The following is an 18,239-nucleotide window of genomic DNA, read 5'->3' on the forward strand; positions in this document are numbered from 1 at the left end:
GTCACCTCTAGTTGACGAATTTTCCGACGCGCTGGGCCTGGCCCATGTCACGCTGTGCCTTGTCCTTCTGCCGGGCGCGCTCGGCGACAGTCATGCACTGCGTCGTGTGCCGGTTCGAACCCGTGGCTTTCTCACGTTGGCATATTAGACGACTATCTTCACGTGACTGTGTCAAAACCGTGTTCACGACCTGCTGGTCGTTGATGACATCGGTTCGTACCCGTTCAGGCATCAGATCTCGGTTCGGGTACTGCTCCACGGCAGCGCGCAGGCGCACCAGCGCTTCGCGGACCCGGCTACGGTCGGCCATCGTCAGCTCGCTGTAAGTCTCGCCGTCGTTGAGTTCGACTTCGATGCGCTCGAGCTGCTGCTGCAGCGGCTTGCCGGAGGCAAAGACCTCGCCGCCCTGCTTGGATGCGGAAGCGGTGGCGGCCAGGGCCAATCCGGAGAACAGGAGCGCAGGCAAAAGGAGGGACTTCATGGCAAACGGATCCTTGTCTGAGTTGAGAGCCGACTGTATTCGCACCACCTTCACGCCAGCAAGTGCCACGCGTGGGGGCGGCGGACGGCCTACCGGTTGCTGGCAGGGTTGAGATTGTTGAACGTGCGCTGGTCATTGATCAGCGCCTTGCCCTTTTCTTCGATGCGGCGACGTTCGGCGACAGTGAGGCAACGGCCCTTGGGCATGTTGCTGCCGGTGGTGCGCTGGTAGGTGCAGACCTGGCGGCTGTCGTCGTGCGCGCGGGCGAGCAGCTGGTTGACCCGCTCCTGGTCGTTGAACACCTGCGCCTGTACGTGCGGCGGCAGCTCATCGACCCGCTGCCGGTCCCCCATGCGCTGAGTGATGCGGGCCAGCGCCTGCTGGATCTGGCTGCGGTCATCGGCGCTCAGTTCGGCGTACTCCGGCGCCTGCAGCGCCTTCTCGACCTGTTGGACCTGGCCGGCAACTGGAGCCTGGCGATCCATCTGCAGGGCGCTCTTCTCTGTCTTGGCGACAGCAGCGCCCGACACGCACAGCAACAACGCGATCATCGTGATGCGGTACATCGCCTACCTCCCGGTCCATCGGAACGAAGGCCCAACTCTACGAGCGCCCCTGGGTCGCCACAAGTGGCGCGTGGCCTACGGACGCGCATAAAAAAGGCCCAGGCGGTGCACCCGCCTGGGCCTGAAGTCGTATCCCGATACCGATCCTGCTGAGAGGCAGAGCTGCGGTTCGCTGAAGCCTACGCCCGCACCGATTAAAGGCATGTTAAAGCAGCGTCTCGCCGCCCAAGGAGAATCTCAACTTACTGAAAAATCAGGATTTTTTCAGCTTCTCGACGTGCTCGATGATGCGCATGGCCACGTCCACCCCGCAGGCTGCCTCGATGCCTTCCAGGCCCGGGGTCGAGTTGACCTCCAGCACCAGCGGGCCCCGCTGCGAGCGGATCAGGTCGACGCCGCAGACCGACAACCCCAGAGCCTTGGCCGAGCGCACCGCGACCTGCTGTTCGGCGCGGCTGGCCTTGGCCTCCACGGCGGTGCCGCCGGCGTGCAGGTTGGAGCGGAAGTCGCCTTCAGGCGCCTGCCGCTGCATCGAGGCCACCACTTGGTCGCCGACCACGAAACAGCGCAGATCGGCCCCCTTGGCTTCTCCGATGAACTCCTGCATGAGGAAGTTGGCATACAGGCCACGCAGCGCCTCGACGATCCCGCGCGAGGCACTGGCCTTTTCGGTCAGGATCACGCCGCGCCCCTGCGTTCCCTCGTTGAGCTTCACCACATGCGGCGGCGGCCCCAGCATCGACAGCAGATCGACGGTGTCATCGGGGTTGTCGCCGAACACCGTGACCGGCATGTCGATGCCTTTGGCCGCCAGCAGCTGATGCGCGCGCAGCTTGTCGCGCGAGCGCAGGATCGCGTCGGACGGATTGGGCGTACGCGCGCCCATCAGCTCGAACTGGCGCAGGACCGCAGTGCCATAGCGCGTGATCGACGCACCGATGCGCGGAATGACCATGTCCACACCGGTCATCGGCCGCCCTTTGTAGTGCATCGAGAATCCGTCGGCAGCGATGCGCATGTAGCAGCGCAGCGGATCGAGGATGCGCACCGTGTGGCCGCGCGCACGCCCCGCCTCGACCAGCCGGCGGGTGGAATACAGGGAGCTGTTGCGGGACAGGATGGCGAGCTTCATCGCGGCGGGATCGATCGGCAGGCGCGCAGCATAGCGCGGCCGTGTGGCGGGCGGATGATGCCGCGTGGTTGCCGGGACAGGGCGCCACAGTCCAGCCAGCAACAGCCCGACACCGATGCCGTCGGGCTGCGGCTGCCGCGTTCTATCGGCCCATATTGATCCGTGCAACGACCTCCCGCACCCTCTTGGTGTAGGCCGCCAAAAGCTCTCTGGACTGCTCCGGCGTGACCGCCTTGCCGACGTGGCCAGGCTGTGCGGCATAGTCCCGCTGGAAATCGCACATTTCCACGGATACCGCGCTGCTGACGTCGTCCTGCGCAACGGAGGGCGCACCGGTACTGCCATCCGCATTGACGTTGATCATGAACGCGCGGTCGCCCGTGTAGCCGCCGAAGCTGTTCTTCGCGTTGACCATCCCGCAGACAATCGTACCGTCGAACATCGCAAACGCCTGACGGATGACGATCTTTGCCGAGTCAGGATCCTTCAGCGCCCGACGGACCCCCGCCTCCGCTATGGCCCGATCAGCCTCGACCTTCTGTTTTCTTGCATCTTCTTCGGTCGGCGTGCACGCCGCCGCAATACCCATCAACGCAACCGCAAGAATCCGATTCCGCATTCCCCCCCCCTGCCACTGGCTTGAATGTTGCCGCACTTTACCGGCTTATCGCCCCGCCAGACCATCGGCAAGCACGGGAAGCGCCCACGCTTCACCGACTCACAGAGCCGGCAGGCACAGAAAGATGCAAAAGGGGAAACATCCAGGTTCGCGGCCGATCCGGAAAACACACGCATCGTTGCGGAAGATGGAGCGGGCGATGGGAATCGAACCCACGTCAGTAGCTTGGGAAGCTACAGCTCTACCATTGAGCTACGCCCGCGTCGCGTGGTGAAAGTCTATGCGGTCGGGCCGGTGTTGCGCAATGGTGGCCACCGCATGCGCCGGGCATGGCCCGACGCTGCCATGCAGCCTTCCCAGGCCCTTGCGGGGCCTGGGAAGGTGCGTTCGTCAGAAACTGCCGCTGAAGCTGGCAAACAGCGTCGCGTCACGTGCACGCTTCTGCGCGGTGGAGGTGCTCAGGCCGATGTTGCTCTGCAGCCCGAACAGCTCCGTGCGGGCGCCCAGCACCACGGTGGCGTAATCCTTGTCGAACTTCAGGCCCGGCACGCGGTAGCTGCCCAGCTCCGGCAGGGACTGCAGCCAGGCGCTGGCCTGCTTGGTGTCTTCGAACTCGTGGTCGTAGGTGGCCTGCACGTAGGGCTTGAAGGTGCCGCCATCGAAGCGCGCCTGCCAGCCGATGCGACCGACAGTGGAGTCCAGCTCCTGGTTGTTGTAACCCAGCGCAGTGGCCAGCGTGCCGGCGTCGGCGCTCTCGGTATAGCCGTCGATCTTCACCTTCTGCCAGATCACGGCAGCCACCGGACCGTGGCGGAAGCCGCCCTCGGTGCCGAACTCGTACCCCGCATTGATGGCGGCGGTGAGATTGCTGCCATCTGCCGAACCGCCATGCTCACGGGTGGCCGGACCCAGCTGCACCTTGCGGGTCACGTCGTAGTCGAGCCAGCTGTAGCTGACCTGCCCGTTGACCCAGGCACGCTCGCCGTACCAGCCAGCGAACAGGCCCAGCGTGGTGTCGGACTGGGTGTAATCGCCGCGGCTGTTGCCGAAATCGGCATCCATGCGTCCATAGCCACCGAAGCCGCCAAAGACCATGCCGTCACGCGACCAGTCGACACCGAACAGGCCGGCCGGCGCCAGGCCGTCGTAGAGATCGGCGTGGTCATAACGCTGCATGTCGCCGCGCACACCGCCCCACCACGACAGGCCGTCAGCCGGACGACCGCCCAGATGCATGCCGACCTGGTCGGCGCGCGAACGGCCGATGGTCTGCGCCGAATGGCTGAGCACCTGCTGCAGGCGCGGGCCTTCCAGCACGGATACCGCGTACTGGCCCAGCAGTGCATGGCCTGCCGTGGTCGGATGCACGCCGTCGGCGAACAGGTAGGTCTTCGCGGCATCGGGGCTGACGTAGGACGTCGGGTTGCAGCCGATGATGCTCTGCGTCGAATTGGCCGGATCGATGGTGCAGGCCGTGCTGGTGACGTTGGTGAAACCGTACATCGCCGGATTGGCGGCCACTTCACTGAGCACGGTGAAGGTATCCAACGGGATGAATTCGATGCCCGCCTGCTTCAGCCCGCCATACAGGGCGTTGTTGTAGCCGGCCGACAGCGCGGTGGCGGCGGCGGCATTGGGGCCACGGAAGGACGGCGTCAGGCCGACGTTGGGCAGGTTCGGCACCAGCACGTACTGGGCGCCCGCCTGCTTCAGCGCGCCGATCAGGGCGATCTGGTCGGTGACGGCCGCGCCGATGATGGCCTGCGCCTGTGCCGGCGCCGCAGCGGCCGCGAACAGGTCGTTGGCGCCGCCCCAGACGGTGTACAGCGCGTTGGCATCGGCTTTGCCGCCATTTGCGGCCAGGTAGCGGGTGAGTTGCGTCTTCAGCGACGGAATGGGCCCCAGGGCACCAGTGACCTCCACCGACACGCGCGCACCGCCGGCGGCATAGTTGTCGCCGTTCTGGCCGTTGCCGTTGGGCGTACCGTTCAGGCCGTAGTAGTTGGCGACCTGCTGCGACCAGACCCAGCCCGGATTGGTGGTGAACTGGCCGGTGACCTGCTGTGTTGCCGGGGGCAGCAGCGGCCGGAAATAGCCCGCGTCGGTCAGGCTGTCGCCGAAGAACACCGCGTGCGAGTAAGGGGATTCGCCTGCCATGGCCGGAACCGCGGCCAGTGCGATCGCGGCCGCCATCAGGGAGCGGATCGGGCGTTTGCTGAGCAGCATGTAAAGAACTCCTGTGGGGACGTCATTGAGGATCCGGCGTGCGTACGCCGGCGCACGGTGAATGGTTTCACCGCACCGACGATTGCTCACGCTGCGCCGCCGCATGAATTGCCGCGCAGCCCGCCAATCGCAGGCTGCGCCGATGCGGGCGCCGTGCGGAGGAACGGATGGTTTCCGTCCTGACGGGCCATACGCGACAATGCCGCCATGAACATCCAGCTCAACGGCGAACCCCGCACCCTGCACGCTTCGGCAACCCTCCATGACCTGCTCGAGGCCGAGCAGCTGCTGCAGCGCCGGGTGGCGGTCGAGGTCAATGGCGAGATCGTCAGCCGCAGCCGCCATGGCGAGCATCGCCTTGCCGAAGGTGACGTGGTGGAGATCGTGCACGCCCTGGGTGGGGGTTGAGGCACGACGCCCACGCTGCGCGCTCGCCGGGCATGGCCCGGTGCGACCCCGCACCTGCCTGCCAGCAGCATCGAAGTGACGACCCCATCTTCAGGCGGATAAGCGATAATCGCGCCATGAACGTTCATGTCTCCCCCGATTCGCTGGTGATCGCCGGCAAGACCTACGGCTCGCGGCTGCTCACCGGCACCGGCAAGTTCAAGGATCTGGAAGAAACCCGCCTGGCCACCGAGGCCGCTGGCGCCCAGATCGTCACCGTGGCCATCCGCCGCACCAACATCGGGCAGAACCCCGGCGAGCCGAACCTGCTGGACGTGCTGCCGCCGGAGCGCTTCACCATCCTGCCCAACACCGCCGGCTGCTACACCGCCGAAGACGCGGTGCGCACGTGCCGCCTGGCCCGTGAACTGCTGGACGGCCACAACCTGACCAAACTGGAAGTGCTGGGCGACCAGAAGACCCTGTACCCGGACGTGATGCAGACCCTCAAGGCCGCCGAACAGCTGGTCAAGGATGGCTTCGAGGTCATGGTCTACACCTCCGACGACCCGATCCTGGCCAAGCGCCTGGAAGAGATCGGCTGCGCTGCGGTGATGCCGCTGGCCGCGCCGATCGGTTCGGGCCTGGGCATCCAGAACAAGTACAACCTGCTGCAGATCATCGAAGACGCCCGGGTGCCGATCATCGTCGATGCCGGCGTCGGTACGGCATCGGATGCGGCGATCGCGATGGAGCTGGGCTGCGATGGCGTGCTCATGAACACGGCCATTGCCGGCGCGCGCAGCCCGGTGCTGATGGCCAGTGCGATGCGCAAGGCGGTCGAGGCCGGACGTGAAGCGTTCCTGGCCGGGCGCATCCCGCGCAAGCGCTACGCCAGCGCGTCGTCGCCGGTGGATGGGTTGATCGGCTGATGACCAATCCTTTCGACAGCGCTGGGTCCAAGGCCCCGCCCAAGCCGTTCACCGTCAGCGAGGGGCGCCGCGAGGTGCGCAGTTTCGTGCTGCGCCAGGGCCGCTTCACGCCTGCCCAGCAGCGCGCGTTCGACGAACGCTGGCCGCGCTTCGGCCTGGATTACAGCGGCCAGCCGCGCGACCTGGACGCCACCTTCGGTCGCCCGGCGCACAAGGTGCTGGAGATCGGCTTCGGCAACGGCGCTGCACTGCGCTTTGCTGCCCAGCATGACCCGTCGCGCGACTACATCGGCATCGAAGTGCACGCGCCCGGTGTCGGCCGCCTGCTGAACGCCCTGGCCGACGACAACGCCGACCACGTGCGCCTGTACCACCATGACGCGGTGGAAGTACTGCAGAACGAGATCGCCGATGGCGCGCTCGATGAAGTGCGCATCTACTTCCCGGACCCGTGGCACAAGAAGCGCCACAACAAGCGCCGCCTGCTGCAGCCGGCCTTCGCAGAGCTGCTGGTGCGCAAGCTGCGTGCGGGCGGCCGCCTGCACTGCGCCACCGACTGGGAAGACTACGCCGAACAGATGTGGGACGTGCTCGATGCGACCGCCGGCCTGGTCAACCGGGCCGGTCCACGGGGCAGCGTGCCGCGCCCGGAATGGCGGCCGCAGACCCACTTCGAGACCCGCGGCCAGAAGCTCGGCCATGGCGTCTGGGACCTGTTGTACGACCGCACCTGACGATCGCCCGAGGACGCCGCGCCCCACATGGATACCGCGCTGACGCTGACCAACGACATGAAGCTCGTACTCGGGCTGGTCGGCTTCACGATGGCGATGTTCCTGTTCGAGCGGATCCGCGCCGACGTCGTCGCGCTGGTGGTGCTGGTGGTACTGGGTGTGACCGGCCTGATCGCCCCGGAGGAAATCTTCGGCGGCTTCTCCGGCAACGCGGTGATGAGCATCATCGCCACCACCATCCTCGGTGCGGGCCTTGACCGCACCGGCGCACTGAACCGGCTCGCGGCCTGGCTGCTGCGACGCGGACATGGCATCGAGCAGCGCCTGCTGATGATGACCACGGCCATCGCCGGCCTGAACTCGTCCTTCATGCAGAACCCGTCGGTGATGGCGCTGTACCTGCCGGTCGCCTCGCGGTTGGCGGCACGCACCGGGCTGACCATGCAGCGGCTGCTGCTGCCGATCTCGGCGGCGATCGTGATGGGCGGTGCGCTGACCATGGTCGGCAACTCGCCGCTGATCCTGCTGAACGACCTGCTGGCCTCGGCCAACAACAACCTGCCCTCCGGCCTGGCCAGCATCGAGCCGCTGCGCATGTTCGCGCCGCTGCCGATCGGCGTGGCGCTGCTGATCGCCTCGCTGCTGTACTTCCGCTATTACGGCGACCGCAAGCTGATCGAGGAAGAGACCCTGGTCAACGATGGGGTCACCCCGGCCCGTACCGAGAGCTACTTCGCCAAGACCTACGGCATCGAAGGCGATGTGTTCGAACTGGTGGTCACCGCCGAAAGCCCGCTGGTCGGCATGACCCTGGGCGAGGCCGAGAGCCTGCATGACGCGCCGCTGCTGCTGGCGCTGAAGACCGGCAACGATACGCGGCTGGCGCCACCGGCGGAAATGCGCATCTGGGTGGGCAGTGTGCTGGGCGCGATGGGTCCTCGCGAGCAGATCGGCGATTTCGCCCAGAACCAGTTCCTGCGCATGTCCTCGCGGCTGAAGCACCTGGGCGACCTGTTCAATCCCAGCCGCGCCGGCATTTCCGAGGCGGTGGTGCCGCCGACCTCGAACGTGATCGGCAAGAGTGCGGCCGACCTGCGCCTGCGCAAGGAGCGCGGCATCAGCCTGCTGGCGATCAACCGCGACAAACAGGTGATCCGCGAGGACGTGCGCGACGTGCAGCTGCGCGCTGGCGACATGCTGGTCTTCCACAGCATCTGGACCGACCTGGCGCAGGCCGCCAAGAGCCGTGACTTCGTGGTGGTCACCGACTACCCGACCGGCGAACAGCGCCCGCACAAGTTCAAGATCGCCATGGCGATCTTCGCGCTGACGATCCTGATCGCGCTGACCAGCAAGCTTCCGGTAGCGCTGACCCTGATGACCGGCGTGGCCGGCATGTTGCTGACGGGCGTGCTGCGGATGGACGAGGCCTATGCCTCGATCAACTGGAAAACCGTGTTCATGATGGCCGGACTGATCCCGCTCGGCTGGGCGATGGACTCCAGCGGCGCGGCGGCCTGGGTCGCCGGCCATACCATCGACAAGCTCCCCACCGGCATACCGGTGTGGGTGCTGGAGCTGGCCCTGGCGCTGCTGACAACGGTGTTCTCGCTGGTGATCAGCCATGTCGGCGCAACCATCGTGATGGTGCCCATCGCGGTGAATCTGGCGCTGGCGGCGGGTGGCAACCCCACCGCGTTCGCACTGATCGTGGCGCTGTCGGCCTCCAACAATCTGATGACGGCGTCCAATCCGGTCATCTCGATGATCACCGGCCCGGCCAACTACACCCCGCGCGAGATGTGGCGGGTCGGCGGACCGTTGTCGCTGATCTACACCTGTGTGGTGGTGCTGATGATCAACCTGATGTTCTGAGGGTCGGGTTCATCGGCAGGGCTGCGCCCTGCACCCCAGTAGTGCCGGCCGCTGGCCGGCAACCTCAACGGCAAAAGCGTGCATTTCGTGGGATGGCGGGGTGGGTCCGACAGATTTCTGCGATCTGCCAGAACCGCGTCGTGCACCGCTTTGGTAGGTGTCGACCTTGGTCGACACGGTAGATCCACGCCATGCGTGGATGCCTTTGCAGAGTCGAGCCATGCTCGACTGCTCCTGGCTTGATGGGTCAGAGCCGTTCTCCTACGGAAAACGGAGCCGCCCCCTAGCCGGCCTCAGGCCAGGTAGACCTGCCCATCACGCACGTCCACCGGCACCGCGCGCAGGCGGTCGCCCTTGCAGGGGCCGGCGATGCAGTCACCGCTGTCCAACGCGAACGAGGCGCCGTGGGCGGCGCAGACCAGATGCCCCTCGCGGCTCTTCAGGAACTGCCCCGGCGCCCAGTCCAGGCGACGGCCGGCATGCGGGCAGATGTTCAGGAAGGCGCGCACCTGTGCGCCGTCGCGATACAGCAGCAACGACTCGGCATCGCCCTCGACCACTGCTTCGACCTCGGCAAACGCACCATCGGCAATGGCATCAAGGGCGATCAGGGCAACAGCGGCAGTCATGGCGAAGGCTCGGACAGTAAAGAAGCATTGTCGCACGCCTGCTCAGGTGACTGGCTGCAGGATGAACACAAGTCATTGATTCGTAATAAGCACAGGCTATATTTAACGAGTTTTTCACTCAATGACAGTGCGGGCTCCCGATACTCTGGTTTCGCTGATTTCCCAGCCTATCGAGCCGCCATGTTCAATCGCGATTCCGCCTTCAACCAGTTCCGCACCCTGTTCGCGCCGCGCAAGCCGCGTCACCCGCTGGTGCGCGTTGCCGTGGGCCTGCTCGGCCTGGCGATCCTGGCCGCGATGGTGTTCATCGGCGTGTTCGTCGGTGCGGCGATGATCCTGGTCGGCCTGGCGTGGAAGCTGCTGGCCTCGCGCAAGGCGGGTGCAGCCCGACCGGCCGACCCGACCGTGGTCGAGGGCGAGTACCGGGTGGTGCGCAAGCCGGTGCTGCCGGCCTCGCGCTGAGCCCTGCCGGCCGGCGTGCCCGCTGACGGCGGGCGCCATGCGTTCTAGACTGCGGGCATTCCCTTCCTGGATGCCCGCATGTCCGATGTTTCCGATGTGATCCCTGCACCTGCCACGCCGCGTGTTCCGGTGGTGGGCGGTGGCAGCTTCCCCGTGCACCGCGTCTACTGCGTGGGTCGCAACTTTGCCGACCATGCGCGCGAAATGGGAGCCGCGGTGCCGGCGGCCGACGACCGCGGCCGGCCGATGTTCTTCAGCAAGCCTGCCGATGCGCTGGTGGTCGGCCATGACGATGCCATCCCCTATCCGCCCGCGACGGCCAACCTGCATCACGAAGTGGAGCTGGTGGTGGCCATCGGTCGTGATGCCCCGGCCGGCGAGCTTCCCGTGGCCGATGCCGAAGCGCTGGTGTACGGCTATGCCGTCGGCCTGGACCTGACCCGCCGCGATCTGCAGGCGGCCGCCAAGGAGAAGGGCCATCCCTGGGATGCCGCCAAGGGCTTTGATGCCTCCGCACCGATCAGCGAGATCGTGCATGCCGGCGAAGTGGGCGATCTGGCGGCGCTGAACCTGTCGCTGGAAGTCAACGGCGAAGTGCGCCAGCAGGCCCTGCTGGACCAGATGATCTGGAACGTGCCGGAAATCCTGCACGAGTTGTCCAAGCTGTGGCAGCTGCGCGCCGGTGACCTGGTGTTCATGGGCACGCCGTCCGGAGTGGCCGCACTGAAGCCGGGCGACCGTTTCAGCGCGCGCCTGGAAAACGTGGCCGAGCGCCACGGCGTGATCGCCGGCTGACACCACCTGCGCTACTCTGCGCGCTGTCCACATCCCCCACAGGAGAAAACACATGGGAGTGCTCACCGAATTCAAGGAATTCGCGATGCGCGGCAACGTCATCGACCTCGCCGTCGGCGTGGTGATCGGCGCCGCCTTCGGCAAGATCGTCACTGCACTGGTCGAGAAGATCATCATGCCGCCGCTGGGCCTGCTGATCGGCAAGGTGGACTTCTCGCAGCTGGCGTGGACGCTGTCGCCGGCACGCATCGGGCCGGACGGCAAGGAGATTCCGGCGGTGGTGATCGGCTACGGTGATTTCATCAACACCCTGATCCAGTTCGTGATCGTTGCGTTCGCCATTTTCCTGGTGATCAAGGTCATCAACCGTCTGTCGCGCAAGAAGGAAGCCGCTCCCGCCGCCCCGGCCGAGGAAGTGGTGCTGCTGCGCGAGATCCGCGACAGCCTGAAGAAGTAAGGCGTAGCGCCGGGCCGTACCCGGCGAGGCCGCCGCATGTGAAAGTCCCGCTCCGGCGGGGCTTTCGCTTTGCCGGACGTGGCGGAAAACAGCGTTCGCTCCGGACATGACCTCCCGCCCATGCGCGCGTCTGAACGACTGTTAAGCTCCAAGGCTTGGTCCCTTCCCGGAGTTGTCCATGCGTCGCCGCGTCCTTGCCATCGCATCCTCCCTTGCCCTGCTGGCCGCCCCGGCCTTCGCGGCACCGCGCGCCACCACCCTGCCCCCGGCGTCGCTGGCCACGGCCGCGCAGCTGCGCGATCAGGCCCTGGCCGATGACACCGGCTGGAAGGTGGTCGAGTCGCTGACCACCGAAATCGGTCCACGCATCGCCGGCAGCGAAGCCGACGCGCGTGCGGTCGCCTGGGCCGAAGCCAAGTTCAAGGCCCTGGGTTTCGACAAGGTCTGGAAAGAACCGGTGACCTTCCCGAAGTGGGAGCGCCGCAGCGAACACGCCGCCGTGACCGGCAGGAACCCGCAGCCGCTGCAGATCACCGCACTGGGTGGCAGCCCGGGCGGTACCGTTGAAGCAGAGGTCGTGCGCTTCGCCGACCTGGCCGCGCTGCAGGCTGCGCCCGCCGGTTCATTGAAGGGCAAGATCGCCTTCGTCGATTACCAGATGCTGCCGTTCCGCGATGGCCGCGACTACGGCCGTGGTGGCGCGATCCGCAGCAAGGGACCGTCCGAAGCGATCCGCAAGGGCGCCGTCGGCTTCCTGATGCGCTCGGCCGGCACCGATTCGCATCGCGTACCGCACACCGGCATCACCCGATTCGATGACGGCCTGACCCCGGTACCGTCCGCGGCCCTGTCGGTGCCCGATGCCGACCAGCTGGCACGCCTGCTGGCACGTGGCAGCACCACGGTGAAGGTCGCGCTGGACTGCGGCTGGGACGGTACGGCGACCTCCTACAACGTGATCGGCGAGATCACTGGCCGCACCCTGCCCAAGGAAGTCGTGGTGATCGGTGGCCATCTGGATTCGTGGGATCTGGGCACCGGTGCCGTCGATGACGGCGCAGGTGTCGGCATCACCATGGCCGCGGGGTATCTGATCGGCCAGCTCAAGCAGGCCCCCAAGCGCACGATCCGGGTGATCGCGTTCGCCAACGAAGAGCAGGGGCTGTACGGCGGCAAGGCTTACGCCGAAGCACATGCAAAGGACGTGGCGCTGCACCAGCTGGCTGCCGAGAGCGATTTCGGTGCCGGCCGCATCTATGCGTTCAATACCGGCTCGCCAAACCCGGAAGGCTCGCGCGAAGCGACCCGGCAGATCGCCGAGGTGATGAAGCCGCTGGGCATCGAGTACGCAGCCGACAAGGGCGGCCCGGGGCCGGATATCGGCCCGCTGGCGGCCAAGGGTGGCGCCTGGGCGTGGCTGGCACAGGATGGTTCGGACTACTTCCACCTGCACCACACCGCCGACGACACGCTGGACAAGATCGACCCGAAGGCGCTGGCGCAGAATGTGGCGGCATACACCGTATTCGCCTACCTGGCCGCAGAAGCCGACGGCAACTTCGGCAGTGAAGCCAAAGCGACCACACCGCCGAACGAGTGAGGGGGCCACGCCGGGCGATGCCCGGCGGGTGCAGCGGGAAAGGAGGTGCGGACCGAGGTCCGCACCCACCAGAGGGGATCGCACCCACCAGGCTGGGTCACCCCATCTGCCCGGACAGTTACCGTTCCCACGCGCAGGTGTTGCGAACACCAAGCCGGTGCGGATCGAACAGGGGATCCGTCCCCAAGCGACGGTGGTGCTCGTAATCGCGCAGCGCGGCCAGCGCCGGCTTCTGCAGCAGCAGGATGGCGAAGATGTTCAACCAGCTCATCAGGCCCACGCCGATATCCCCCAGCGACCAGGCGACCGTGGCACTGTTCAGCGCCGAGTAGCCGGTGGCCAGCAGGAACAGCAGCTGGAACCCGCCTATCACCCACGGCATCGGGCGGTCCCGGCACAGGTAACTGATGTTGGTCTCGGCCATGTAGTACAGCGCCAGGATGGTGGTGAACGCGAAGGGCAGGATGGCCAACGCCACGAATGAACGGCCGAAGCCCGGCAGTGCCGATTCCACCGCGTGCTGCACGAAACGCGGTCCGGCCTCGACGCCCGGCAGATTGCCCAGCAGCAGACGCGCATCATCCGGAACGCCGTTCACCGCCGGGTCGTAGACGTTGTACAGGCCGGTCGAAAGAATAAGGAAGGCGGTCGCACTGCACACCACCATCGTGTCGATATAGACCGAGAACGACTGCACCAGGCCCTGCTTGACCGGATGGGAGACCTCCGCTGCGGCCGCCGGGTGCGCACCACTGCCCATGCCGGCTTCGTTGGACAGCACGCCGCGGCGCACGCCCCACTGGATCGCCGTGCCGATCATGGCGCCGAACGCTGCATCCATGCCGAAGGCACTGCGCAGCACCAGCGCTGCGACCTCCGGCACTTTGTCCGCGTTGAGCACCATTACCATCGCGGCCACCAGCAGATAGGCGATGGCCATCAGCGGCACCAGCCACTGGGCGACACCGGCGATGCGGCGTACACCGCCAACAAGGATGGCACCCAGTGCAACCAGCAGTGCGCCGGTGGTGAACACGACCGGTACGTCCCAGGCTTCATTCACCGCGCTGGTGATCGCATTGGACTGCGTACCCGCCAGCATCGCGCCGGCCAGCACGGCGACCAGTGCAAACAGCACCGCATACCAGCGCTGGCCCAGTCCCTTCTCGATGTAGTAGGCCGGGCCACCCCGATACTGGCCACCGGCATCGCGATCCTTGTAGATCTGCGCCAGCGTCGATTCGATGAAGGCGCTGGACGCACCCAGGAAAGCGACAACCCACATCCACAGGATCGCACCGGGACCACCGAAGGCGATGGCCATCGCCACACCGGCGATATTGCCAACGCCCACCCGGCTGGACAGCGACAGGGACAACGCCTGGAACGGGGACACCCCTGCATCGGACCGCTCATGGCGGAACACCAGGCGCAGCATGTCAGGCAGCGCGCGCAGCTGGATGAAGCGGGTGCGCACGCTGAAGTACAGGCCGGCGAGCAGGCACAGCACCACCAGGTAAGGGCTCCACACCACGCCGAGAAGGGCATTGACGATCGATTCGACGTTCATCGCGCCCCCTCAGAAGGACATGCCCAGGGCGACCTGGGGGCTGATGAGGCGGGCGGCATTGCGGCCGGCCACCGTGACCTCCACGCCGGCGATCAGGCCAAGCGAGGGACTGAAGTGGTACTGCAACGCGGGGGCGAAAGTCAGCGTACGGCTGGCCGGGCGCCATTCGTCGACGCGCGCGATGGCGCCTTCCGCGCCGGGAGCGAAACCGCTGAGGCGTTGCCGGGTCTCGCGGCTGGCCGCCACTTCCATCACCGCCACCCAGCGGGGGTTGACGCTGTATTCGGCGCCGATCGACAGGCCCAGTACCGAACCACGCGCGATATGGCCCTGGAAGCCCGCGGCGGTACCGTACACGCTGGCACCGGTGAGGGCCGTGCGGGAAGGCGCCGGACCCGCGCTGAGCTGGGCACGCCAGCGCAGCGGCCGCTCGTTGCCCAACCACACCACCTGCTGCACGCCCAGTGCGGCGACGGTACGCTGCACGCCGTCACCCTGCGCGTCGAGCGGATTGCCGGTGATGCGGTCATGGCTGCCCGTGCTGAAGCGCTGCACGAGCGCCACTGAAACCGCGGGCCGGGTGCCATCCGCATTGGCCGCCTGCAGCAGATACTGCAGGCGCGCAGTGGTGTCACCCGCGCGGAAACCCCGGCTGTGCGCGGCACCGGATTCGGCGCGCGACGCGCTCAGGTTGACCTGGCCGGTGATCCGCTCGCCCAATCCATAGGCGATGGGCACCACCACCGTCCAGCCACCACTGCGCTCGCCACTGCGCTGGCGCTGGCCACGGTCATCGAAGTGATCGCGGCTGTCGACACGTACCAGATAGGGTTCGATGTAGCCGCTCCCCTTCGGCATGCCTGCCGGATTCGGGGTGATCAGCGGACCCGTGAAGTTGACACCTTCCAGACTGCGCGCGCTGGCATGTGCATCAACCGACGCAAGCAGGCTTGACAGCGAGAGGAGCGCACCGAGGGCGCAGCGATGACGACCATGCATGTGAAACACCTTGCCTGACAGGAATGGAACTCCAACCTGCGTCGAGCAAGGGGGCGCAACAATGAGGCAAGTTTCAAAATCACGCTTGATCGAAAAAATCAGGCTGTACGCAACACAAGACGACGTTATCTCCCTTAAGTCATCTTGACGCTGCACGACGTCCGCGGTGGTCCCGCCGGTGCATGGCGCAAAAAAAACCCGGCCACGGGGGCCGGGTCCTGGCAGCCGATGGCGGTGACCTGTCCGTCAGCCGTCGCGACGGCTCGCCCACTGCGCCAGCAGCACTGCGGTGGCCGAGGCCACATTGAGGCTCTCCACCGCGCCACTGCCGGGAATGGAGACCTGCAGGTCACAGTCGCCGGCCAGGTCGCGGTCCATGCCCTCGCCTTCGGCACCCATGACGTAGACCAGACGCGCCGGCAGCGACGTGCGGAACACATCGTCACCCCCATCCACGAGTGTGGCCGCCAGACCGAAGCCAGCATCGCGCAGCTGGGCCATCGCCTGCGGGGTCGCAGGCAGCTGCACCAGCGGCACTGCTTCGGCACCGCCTTCGGCCACGCGGGCAGCCGCACCGGACAGCGCCAGCGTGCTGCCGGCCGGCAACAGCAGCGCCTTCGCGCCGAAGTGCGCCGCCGAACGCAGGATCGCGCCGAGGTTGTGCGGATTGCCTACGCCATCCAGCCACAGCGCCAGTGACGGGCCCTCGCCGATCTGCTGCAACCACTGCGCCAGCGGTACGGTCGGCGCACGCAGCACGTCGGCCACCACACCTTCGTGGTGGGTAGTGCCGGCCAGCTTGTTCAGATCGCCCTCCTCGACCACTCGGTAACCCACGCGGTTGGCCACGCACCACTTCAACAGCGGCTGCAGGCGCGGAATCCGGGCCTCCAGCAGATACAGCTTGCGCAGTGCCTGCGGCCGCGCTGCGAACGCGGCCAGCACGGCGTTCAGGCCGTACAGGCGCAGCTCATCGCTGCCTCCGCGTCCACCGCCACCCGTTGCCGGCAGGTCCGTGCGCGGCAACGGTGTGGCGCGCGGCGGACGAGCGGACGGGCGGCGGTTGTTCCAGGGGTTGTTCACTTACACGTTCTCCTGCTTGCGCTGGCGCCAGAAATCGGCGTTCCGGATGCCCAGTGCATCGGGATCGAACGTCGGATCCAGGCCCAGCTTCTTCTGTCGTTCGTAATCGCGCAGCGCCAGCATCGCGGGCTTCTGGATGATGAAGATGGCGATGATGTTCAACCAGGCCATCAAGCCCACGCCGATGTCACCCAGGCCCCAGGCCAGGGTCGCGTTGTGGAACGCACCGAACACCACCATGGCGATGATGCCCAGGCGCAGACACAACACGGTCAGCGGACGGTGCTTGTTGTGGTTCACATAGCTGAGATTGGTCTCGGCCATGTAGTAGTACGCCATGATGGTGGTGAAGGCGAAGAAGAAGATCGCCAGCGAGACGAACGACGCGCCCCAGCCCGGCAGCACGGCTTCAACGCCGGCCTGCGCATAGCCCGCCCCTTCCGGAATGCCGGCCAGGCCCTGGAACACCGGAGGCGCGCCTTCCACCGGCGAGTACACGTTGTAGGTGCCGCTGGCCAGGATCAGGAACGCGGTGGCGGTGCACACCATCATGGTGTCGAAGTAGATCGCGAACGCCTGCACGTAGCCCTGCTTGGCCGGATGCGAGACTTCCGAGGCCGCCGCCGCGTGTGGGCCCGAGCCCTGTCCCGCTTCGTTGGCGTAGATGCCGCGCTTGACGCCCCATTCGATCGCCAGGCCCATCATCGCGCCGAACGCCGCATGGGTGCCGAACGCGCTGTTGAAGATGATGCCGAACATCTCCGGCACCTGGTCGGCATTGAGGATCATGATGACGATGGCCATCAGGATGAAGGCCGCCGCCATGAACGGCACCACGATCTCGGCGAAGGTGGCGATGCGCTTGACGCCGCCGAAGATCACCACGCCCAGCAGCAGCGCGACCACGATGCCGATGCCGAGCTTGAGCGCGGCAACCGATTCCATGCCGAAGGCCTGGCCATCCAGCGGCCCGCACAGCGCACCGCCACGGCAGGCATTGATGATGCTGTCGGCGATGGCATTGGCCTGCACGCCCGGCATCAGGAAGCCGGCGGCGATGATCGTGGCGATGGCGAAGGCCATGGCATACCACTTCAGGCCCATCGCCTTTTCAATGTAGTACGCCGGGCCGCCACGGTAGCGGCCTTCGGCATCCTTGGTCTTGTAGATCTGCGCCAGGGTGCATTCCACATACGAGGTGGATGCACCGAGGAAGCCCATCACCCACATCCAGAAGATCGCACCGGGGCCACCGAAGGCGATGGCCGTGGCCACGCCGGCGATGTTGCCGATACCCATGCGCCCGGCCATGGACATGGCCAGCGCCTGGAACGAAGAAACACCGGCGTCGGACTTTTCGCCCTTGACGGTGAGGCGGCACATTTCCACGAAGCCGCGGATCTGCATGAAGCGGGTGCGGACGCTGAAATAAAGGCCGGCCGCCAGGCACACGAAGATCAGTGCCTTGCTCCAGATGATGCTGTTGACGAAATGTACGGTAGCTTCCACGCGCGCTCTCTCCAGTCGGCGGGGTGAATGGACGTCCCGTCGGCTGGAAGGGACCGGTCGATTCTCCCTGATCGAAGGTCGCTGCGATAGCGCCGGAAGGCATCCGCCGGGCATGGCCGCGGAGATGGCCCGGGGCGAGGGACCGCCGCGTGTGTACGTGGTGGCACCGACCGGGCCGTTCGA

The 18,239-nt window shown here is 66.4% G+C and carries 18 protein-coding genes, 1 tRNA gene and 1 pseudogene; 9 read left to right on the forward strand and 11 right to left on the reverse strand.

The window, feature by feature from the left end:
- Positions 1 to 7: 7 nt before the first annotated feature.
- From QMZ25_RS12625 to QMZ25_RS12650, 6 genes are all read right to left on the reverse strand, one after another.
- Positions 8 to 481 (reverse strand): hypothetical protein, encoded by a 474-nt coding sequence (locus QMZ25_RS12625; RefSeq protein ID WP_065175768.1) that lies wholly within the window; start codon positions 479 to 481, stop codon positions 8 to 10.
- An 89-nt stretch (positions 482 to 570) separates the two neighbouring features.
- On the reverse strand, positions 571 to 1,047 hold the full coding sequence (locus tag QMZ25_RS12630; protein WP_283219719.1) for a hypothetical protein: 477 nt from the start codon (positions 1,045 to 1,047) through the stop codon (positions 571 to 573).
- A gap of 253 nt (positions 1,048 to 1,300) precedes the next feature.
- Positions 1,301 to 2,179 carry a 30S ribosomal protein S6--L-glutamate ligase gene (gene rimK / locus QMZ25_RS12635; RefSeq protein ID WP_283219720.1) on the reverse strand — a complete coding sequence of 293 codons (879 nt, stop codon included), beginning with the start codon at positions 2,177 to 2,179 and terminating at the stop codon, positions 1,301 to 1,303.
- A 142-nt stretch (positions 2,180 to 2,321) separates the two neighbouring features.
- Positions 2,322 to 2,798, reverse strand: coding sequence for a hypothetical protein (locus QMZ25_RS12640; protein ID WP_283219721.1), 477 nt, complete (start codon positions 2,796 to 2,798; stop codon positions 2,322 to 2,324).
- Positions 2,799 to 2,986: 188 nt separating this feature from the next.
- Positions 2,987 to 3,060, reverse strand: a tRNA-Gly gene (locus QMZ25_RS12645).
- Between the two features lie 128 nt (positions 3,061 to 3,188).
- Complete coding sequence (locus QMZ25_RS12650) at positions 3,189 to 5,024, reverse strand: autotransporter domain-containing protein (protein WP_283219722.1); 1,836 nt, start codon at positions 5,022 to 5,024, stop codon at positions 3,189 to 3,191.
- Between the two features lie 207 nt (positions 5,025 to 5,231).
- Between QMZ25_RS12650 and thiS the strand changes: the two genes are divergently transcribed.
- The 4 genes from thiS (at position 5,232) to QMZ25_RS12670 (ending at position 8,952) form a co-directional block, all read left to right on the forward strand.
- Positions 5,232 to 5,432 (forward strand): sulfur carrier protein ThiS, encoded by a 201-nt coding sequence (thiS, locus tag QMZ25_RS12655; RefSeq protein WP_053517056.1) that lies wholly within the window; start codon positions 5,232 to 5,234, stop codon positions 5,430 to 5,432.
- A 116-nt stretch (positions 5,433 to 5,548) separates the two neighbouring features.
- Positions 5,549 to 6,343: a thiazole synthase gene (locus QMZ25_RS12660; RefSeq protein WP_053517058.1), complete on the forward strand. Its 795-nt coding sequence runs from the start codon at positions 5,549 to 5,551 to the stop codon at positions 6,341 to 6,343.
- Positions 6,343 to 7,077: a tRNA (guanosine(46)-N7)-methyltransferase TrmB gene (trmB, locus tag QMZ25_RS12665; protein ID WP_053517060.1), complete on the forward strand. Its 735-nt coding sequence runs from the start codon at positions 6,343 to 6,345 to the stop codon at positions 7,075 to 7,077. Before QMZ25_RS12660 ends, trmB begins: the two co-directional genes overlap by 1 nt.
- A 27-nt stretch (positions 7,078 to 7,104) precedes the next feature.
- Positions 7,105 to 8,952 (forward strand): SLC13 family permease, encoded by a 1,848-nt coding sequence (locus QMZ25_RS12670; RefSeq protein ID WP_053517063.1) that lies wholly within the window; start codon positions 7,105 to 7,107, stop codon positions 8,950 to 8,952.
- Positions 8,953 to 9,245: 293 nt separating this feature from the next.
- Here QMZ25_RS12670 and QMZ25_RS12675 read toward each other — a convergent pair whose 3' ends face one another.
- The gene (locus tag QMZ25_RS12675; protein WP_053517065.1) at positions 9,246 to 9,581 is read right to left on the reverse strand and encodes a Rieske (2Fe-2S) protein; all 336 of its coding nucleotides are present in this window, start codon (positions 9,579 to 9,581) and stop codon (positions 9,246 to 9,248) included.
- 180 nt (positions 9,582 to 9,761) lie between these two features.
- Between QMZ25_RS12675 and QMZ25_RS12680 the strand changes: the two genes are divergently transcribed.
- The 4 genes from QMZ25_RS12680 to QMZ25_RS12695 all read left to right on the forward strand — a co-directional run bounded on the left by QMZ25_RS12680 (position 9,762) and on the right by QMZ25_RS12695 (position 12,895).
- A complete protein-coding gene (locus QMZ25_RS12680; protein WP_128988456.1) occupies positions 9,762 to 10,043 on the forward strand; it encodes a hypothetical protein in 282 nt (93 codons plus the stop codon).
- 78 nt (positions 10,044 to 10,121) lie between these two features.
- On the forward strand, positions 10,122 to 10,838 hold the full coding sequence (locus QMZ25_RS12685; protein WP_065181655.1) for a fumarylacetoacetate hydrolase family protein: 717 nt from the start codon (positions 10,122 to 10,124) through the stop codon (positions 10,836 to 10,838).
- A gap of 52 nt (positions 10,839 to 10,890) precedes the next feature.
- A complete protein-coding gene (gene mscL / locus QMZ25_RS12690) occupies positions 10,891 to 11,295 on the forward strand; it encodes a large-conductance mechanosensitive channel protein MscL (RefSeq protein WP_053517072.1) in 405 nt (134 codons plus the stop codon).
- A 178-nt stretch (positions 11,296 to 11,473) separates the two neighbouring features.
- Positions 11,474 to 12,895, forward strand: a complete 1,422-nt coding sequence (locus QMZ25_RS12695) for a M28 family peptidase (RefSeq protein ID WP_283219723.1) — start codon at positions 11,474 to 11,476, stop codon at positions 12,893 to 12,895.
- A 118-nt stretch (positions 12,896 to 13,013) separates the two neighbouring features.
- Here QMZ25_RS12695 and QMZ25_RS12700 read toward each other — a convergent pair whose 3' ends face one another.
- The 4 genes from QMZ25_RS12700 to QMZ25_RS12715 all read right to left on the reverse strand — a co-directional run bounded on the left by QMZ25_RS12700 (position 13,014) and on the right by QMZ25_RS12715 (position 18,056).
- Positions 13,014 to 14,465: an alanine/glycine:cation symporter family protein gene (locus tag QMZ25_RS12700; protein WP_262219122.1), complete on the reverse strand. Its 1,452-nt coding sequence runs from the start codon at positions 14,463 to 14,465 to the stop codon at positions 13,014 to 13,016.
- A 9-nt stretch (positions 14,466 to 14,474) separates the two neighbouring features.
- On the reverse strand, positions 14,475 to 15,464 hold the full coding sequence (locus QMZ25_RS12705; RefSeq protein WP_164150937.1) for a hypothetical protein: 990 nt from the start codon (positions 15,462 to 15,464) through the stop codon (positions 14,475 to 14,477).
- A 246-nt stretch (positions 15,465 to 15,710) separates the two neighbouring features.
- Complete coding sequence (locus tag QMZ25_RS12710; RefSeq protein WP_164150935.1) at positions 15,711 to 16,547, reverse strand: TrmH family RNA methyltransferase; 837 nt, start codon at positions 16,545 to 16,547, stop codon at positions 15,711 to 15,713.
- Positions 16,548 to 18,056, reverse strand: a complete 1,509-nt coding sequence (locus QMZ25_RS12715) for an alanine/glycine:cation symporter family protein (RefSeq protein ID WP_283219724.1) — start codon at positions 18,054 to 18,056, stop codon at positions 16,548 to 16,550.
- Positions 18,057 to 18,165: 109 nt separating this feature from the next.
- Here QMZ25_RS12715 and QMZ25_RS19210 point away from each other — a divergent pair.
- Positions 18,166 to 18,239 (forward strand): annotated as a pseudogene (locus QMZ25_RS19210) (NAD(+)--rifampin ADP-ribosyltransferase); the annotation flags it as partial.

The organism is Stenotrophomonas sp. RS-48 (assembly GCF_030053245.1).
Taxonomy (GTDB): domain Bacteria; phylum Pseudomonadota; class Gammaproteobacteria; order Xanthomonadales; family Xanthomonadaceae; genus Stenotrophomonas; species Stenotrophomonas maltophilia_P.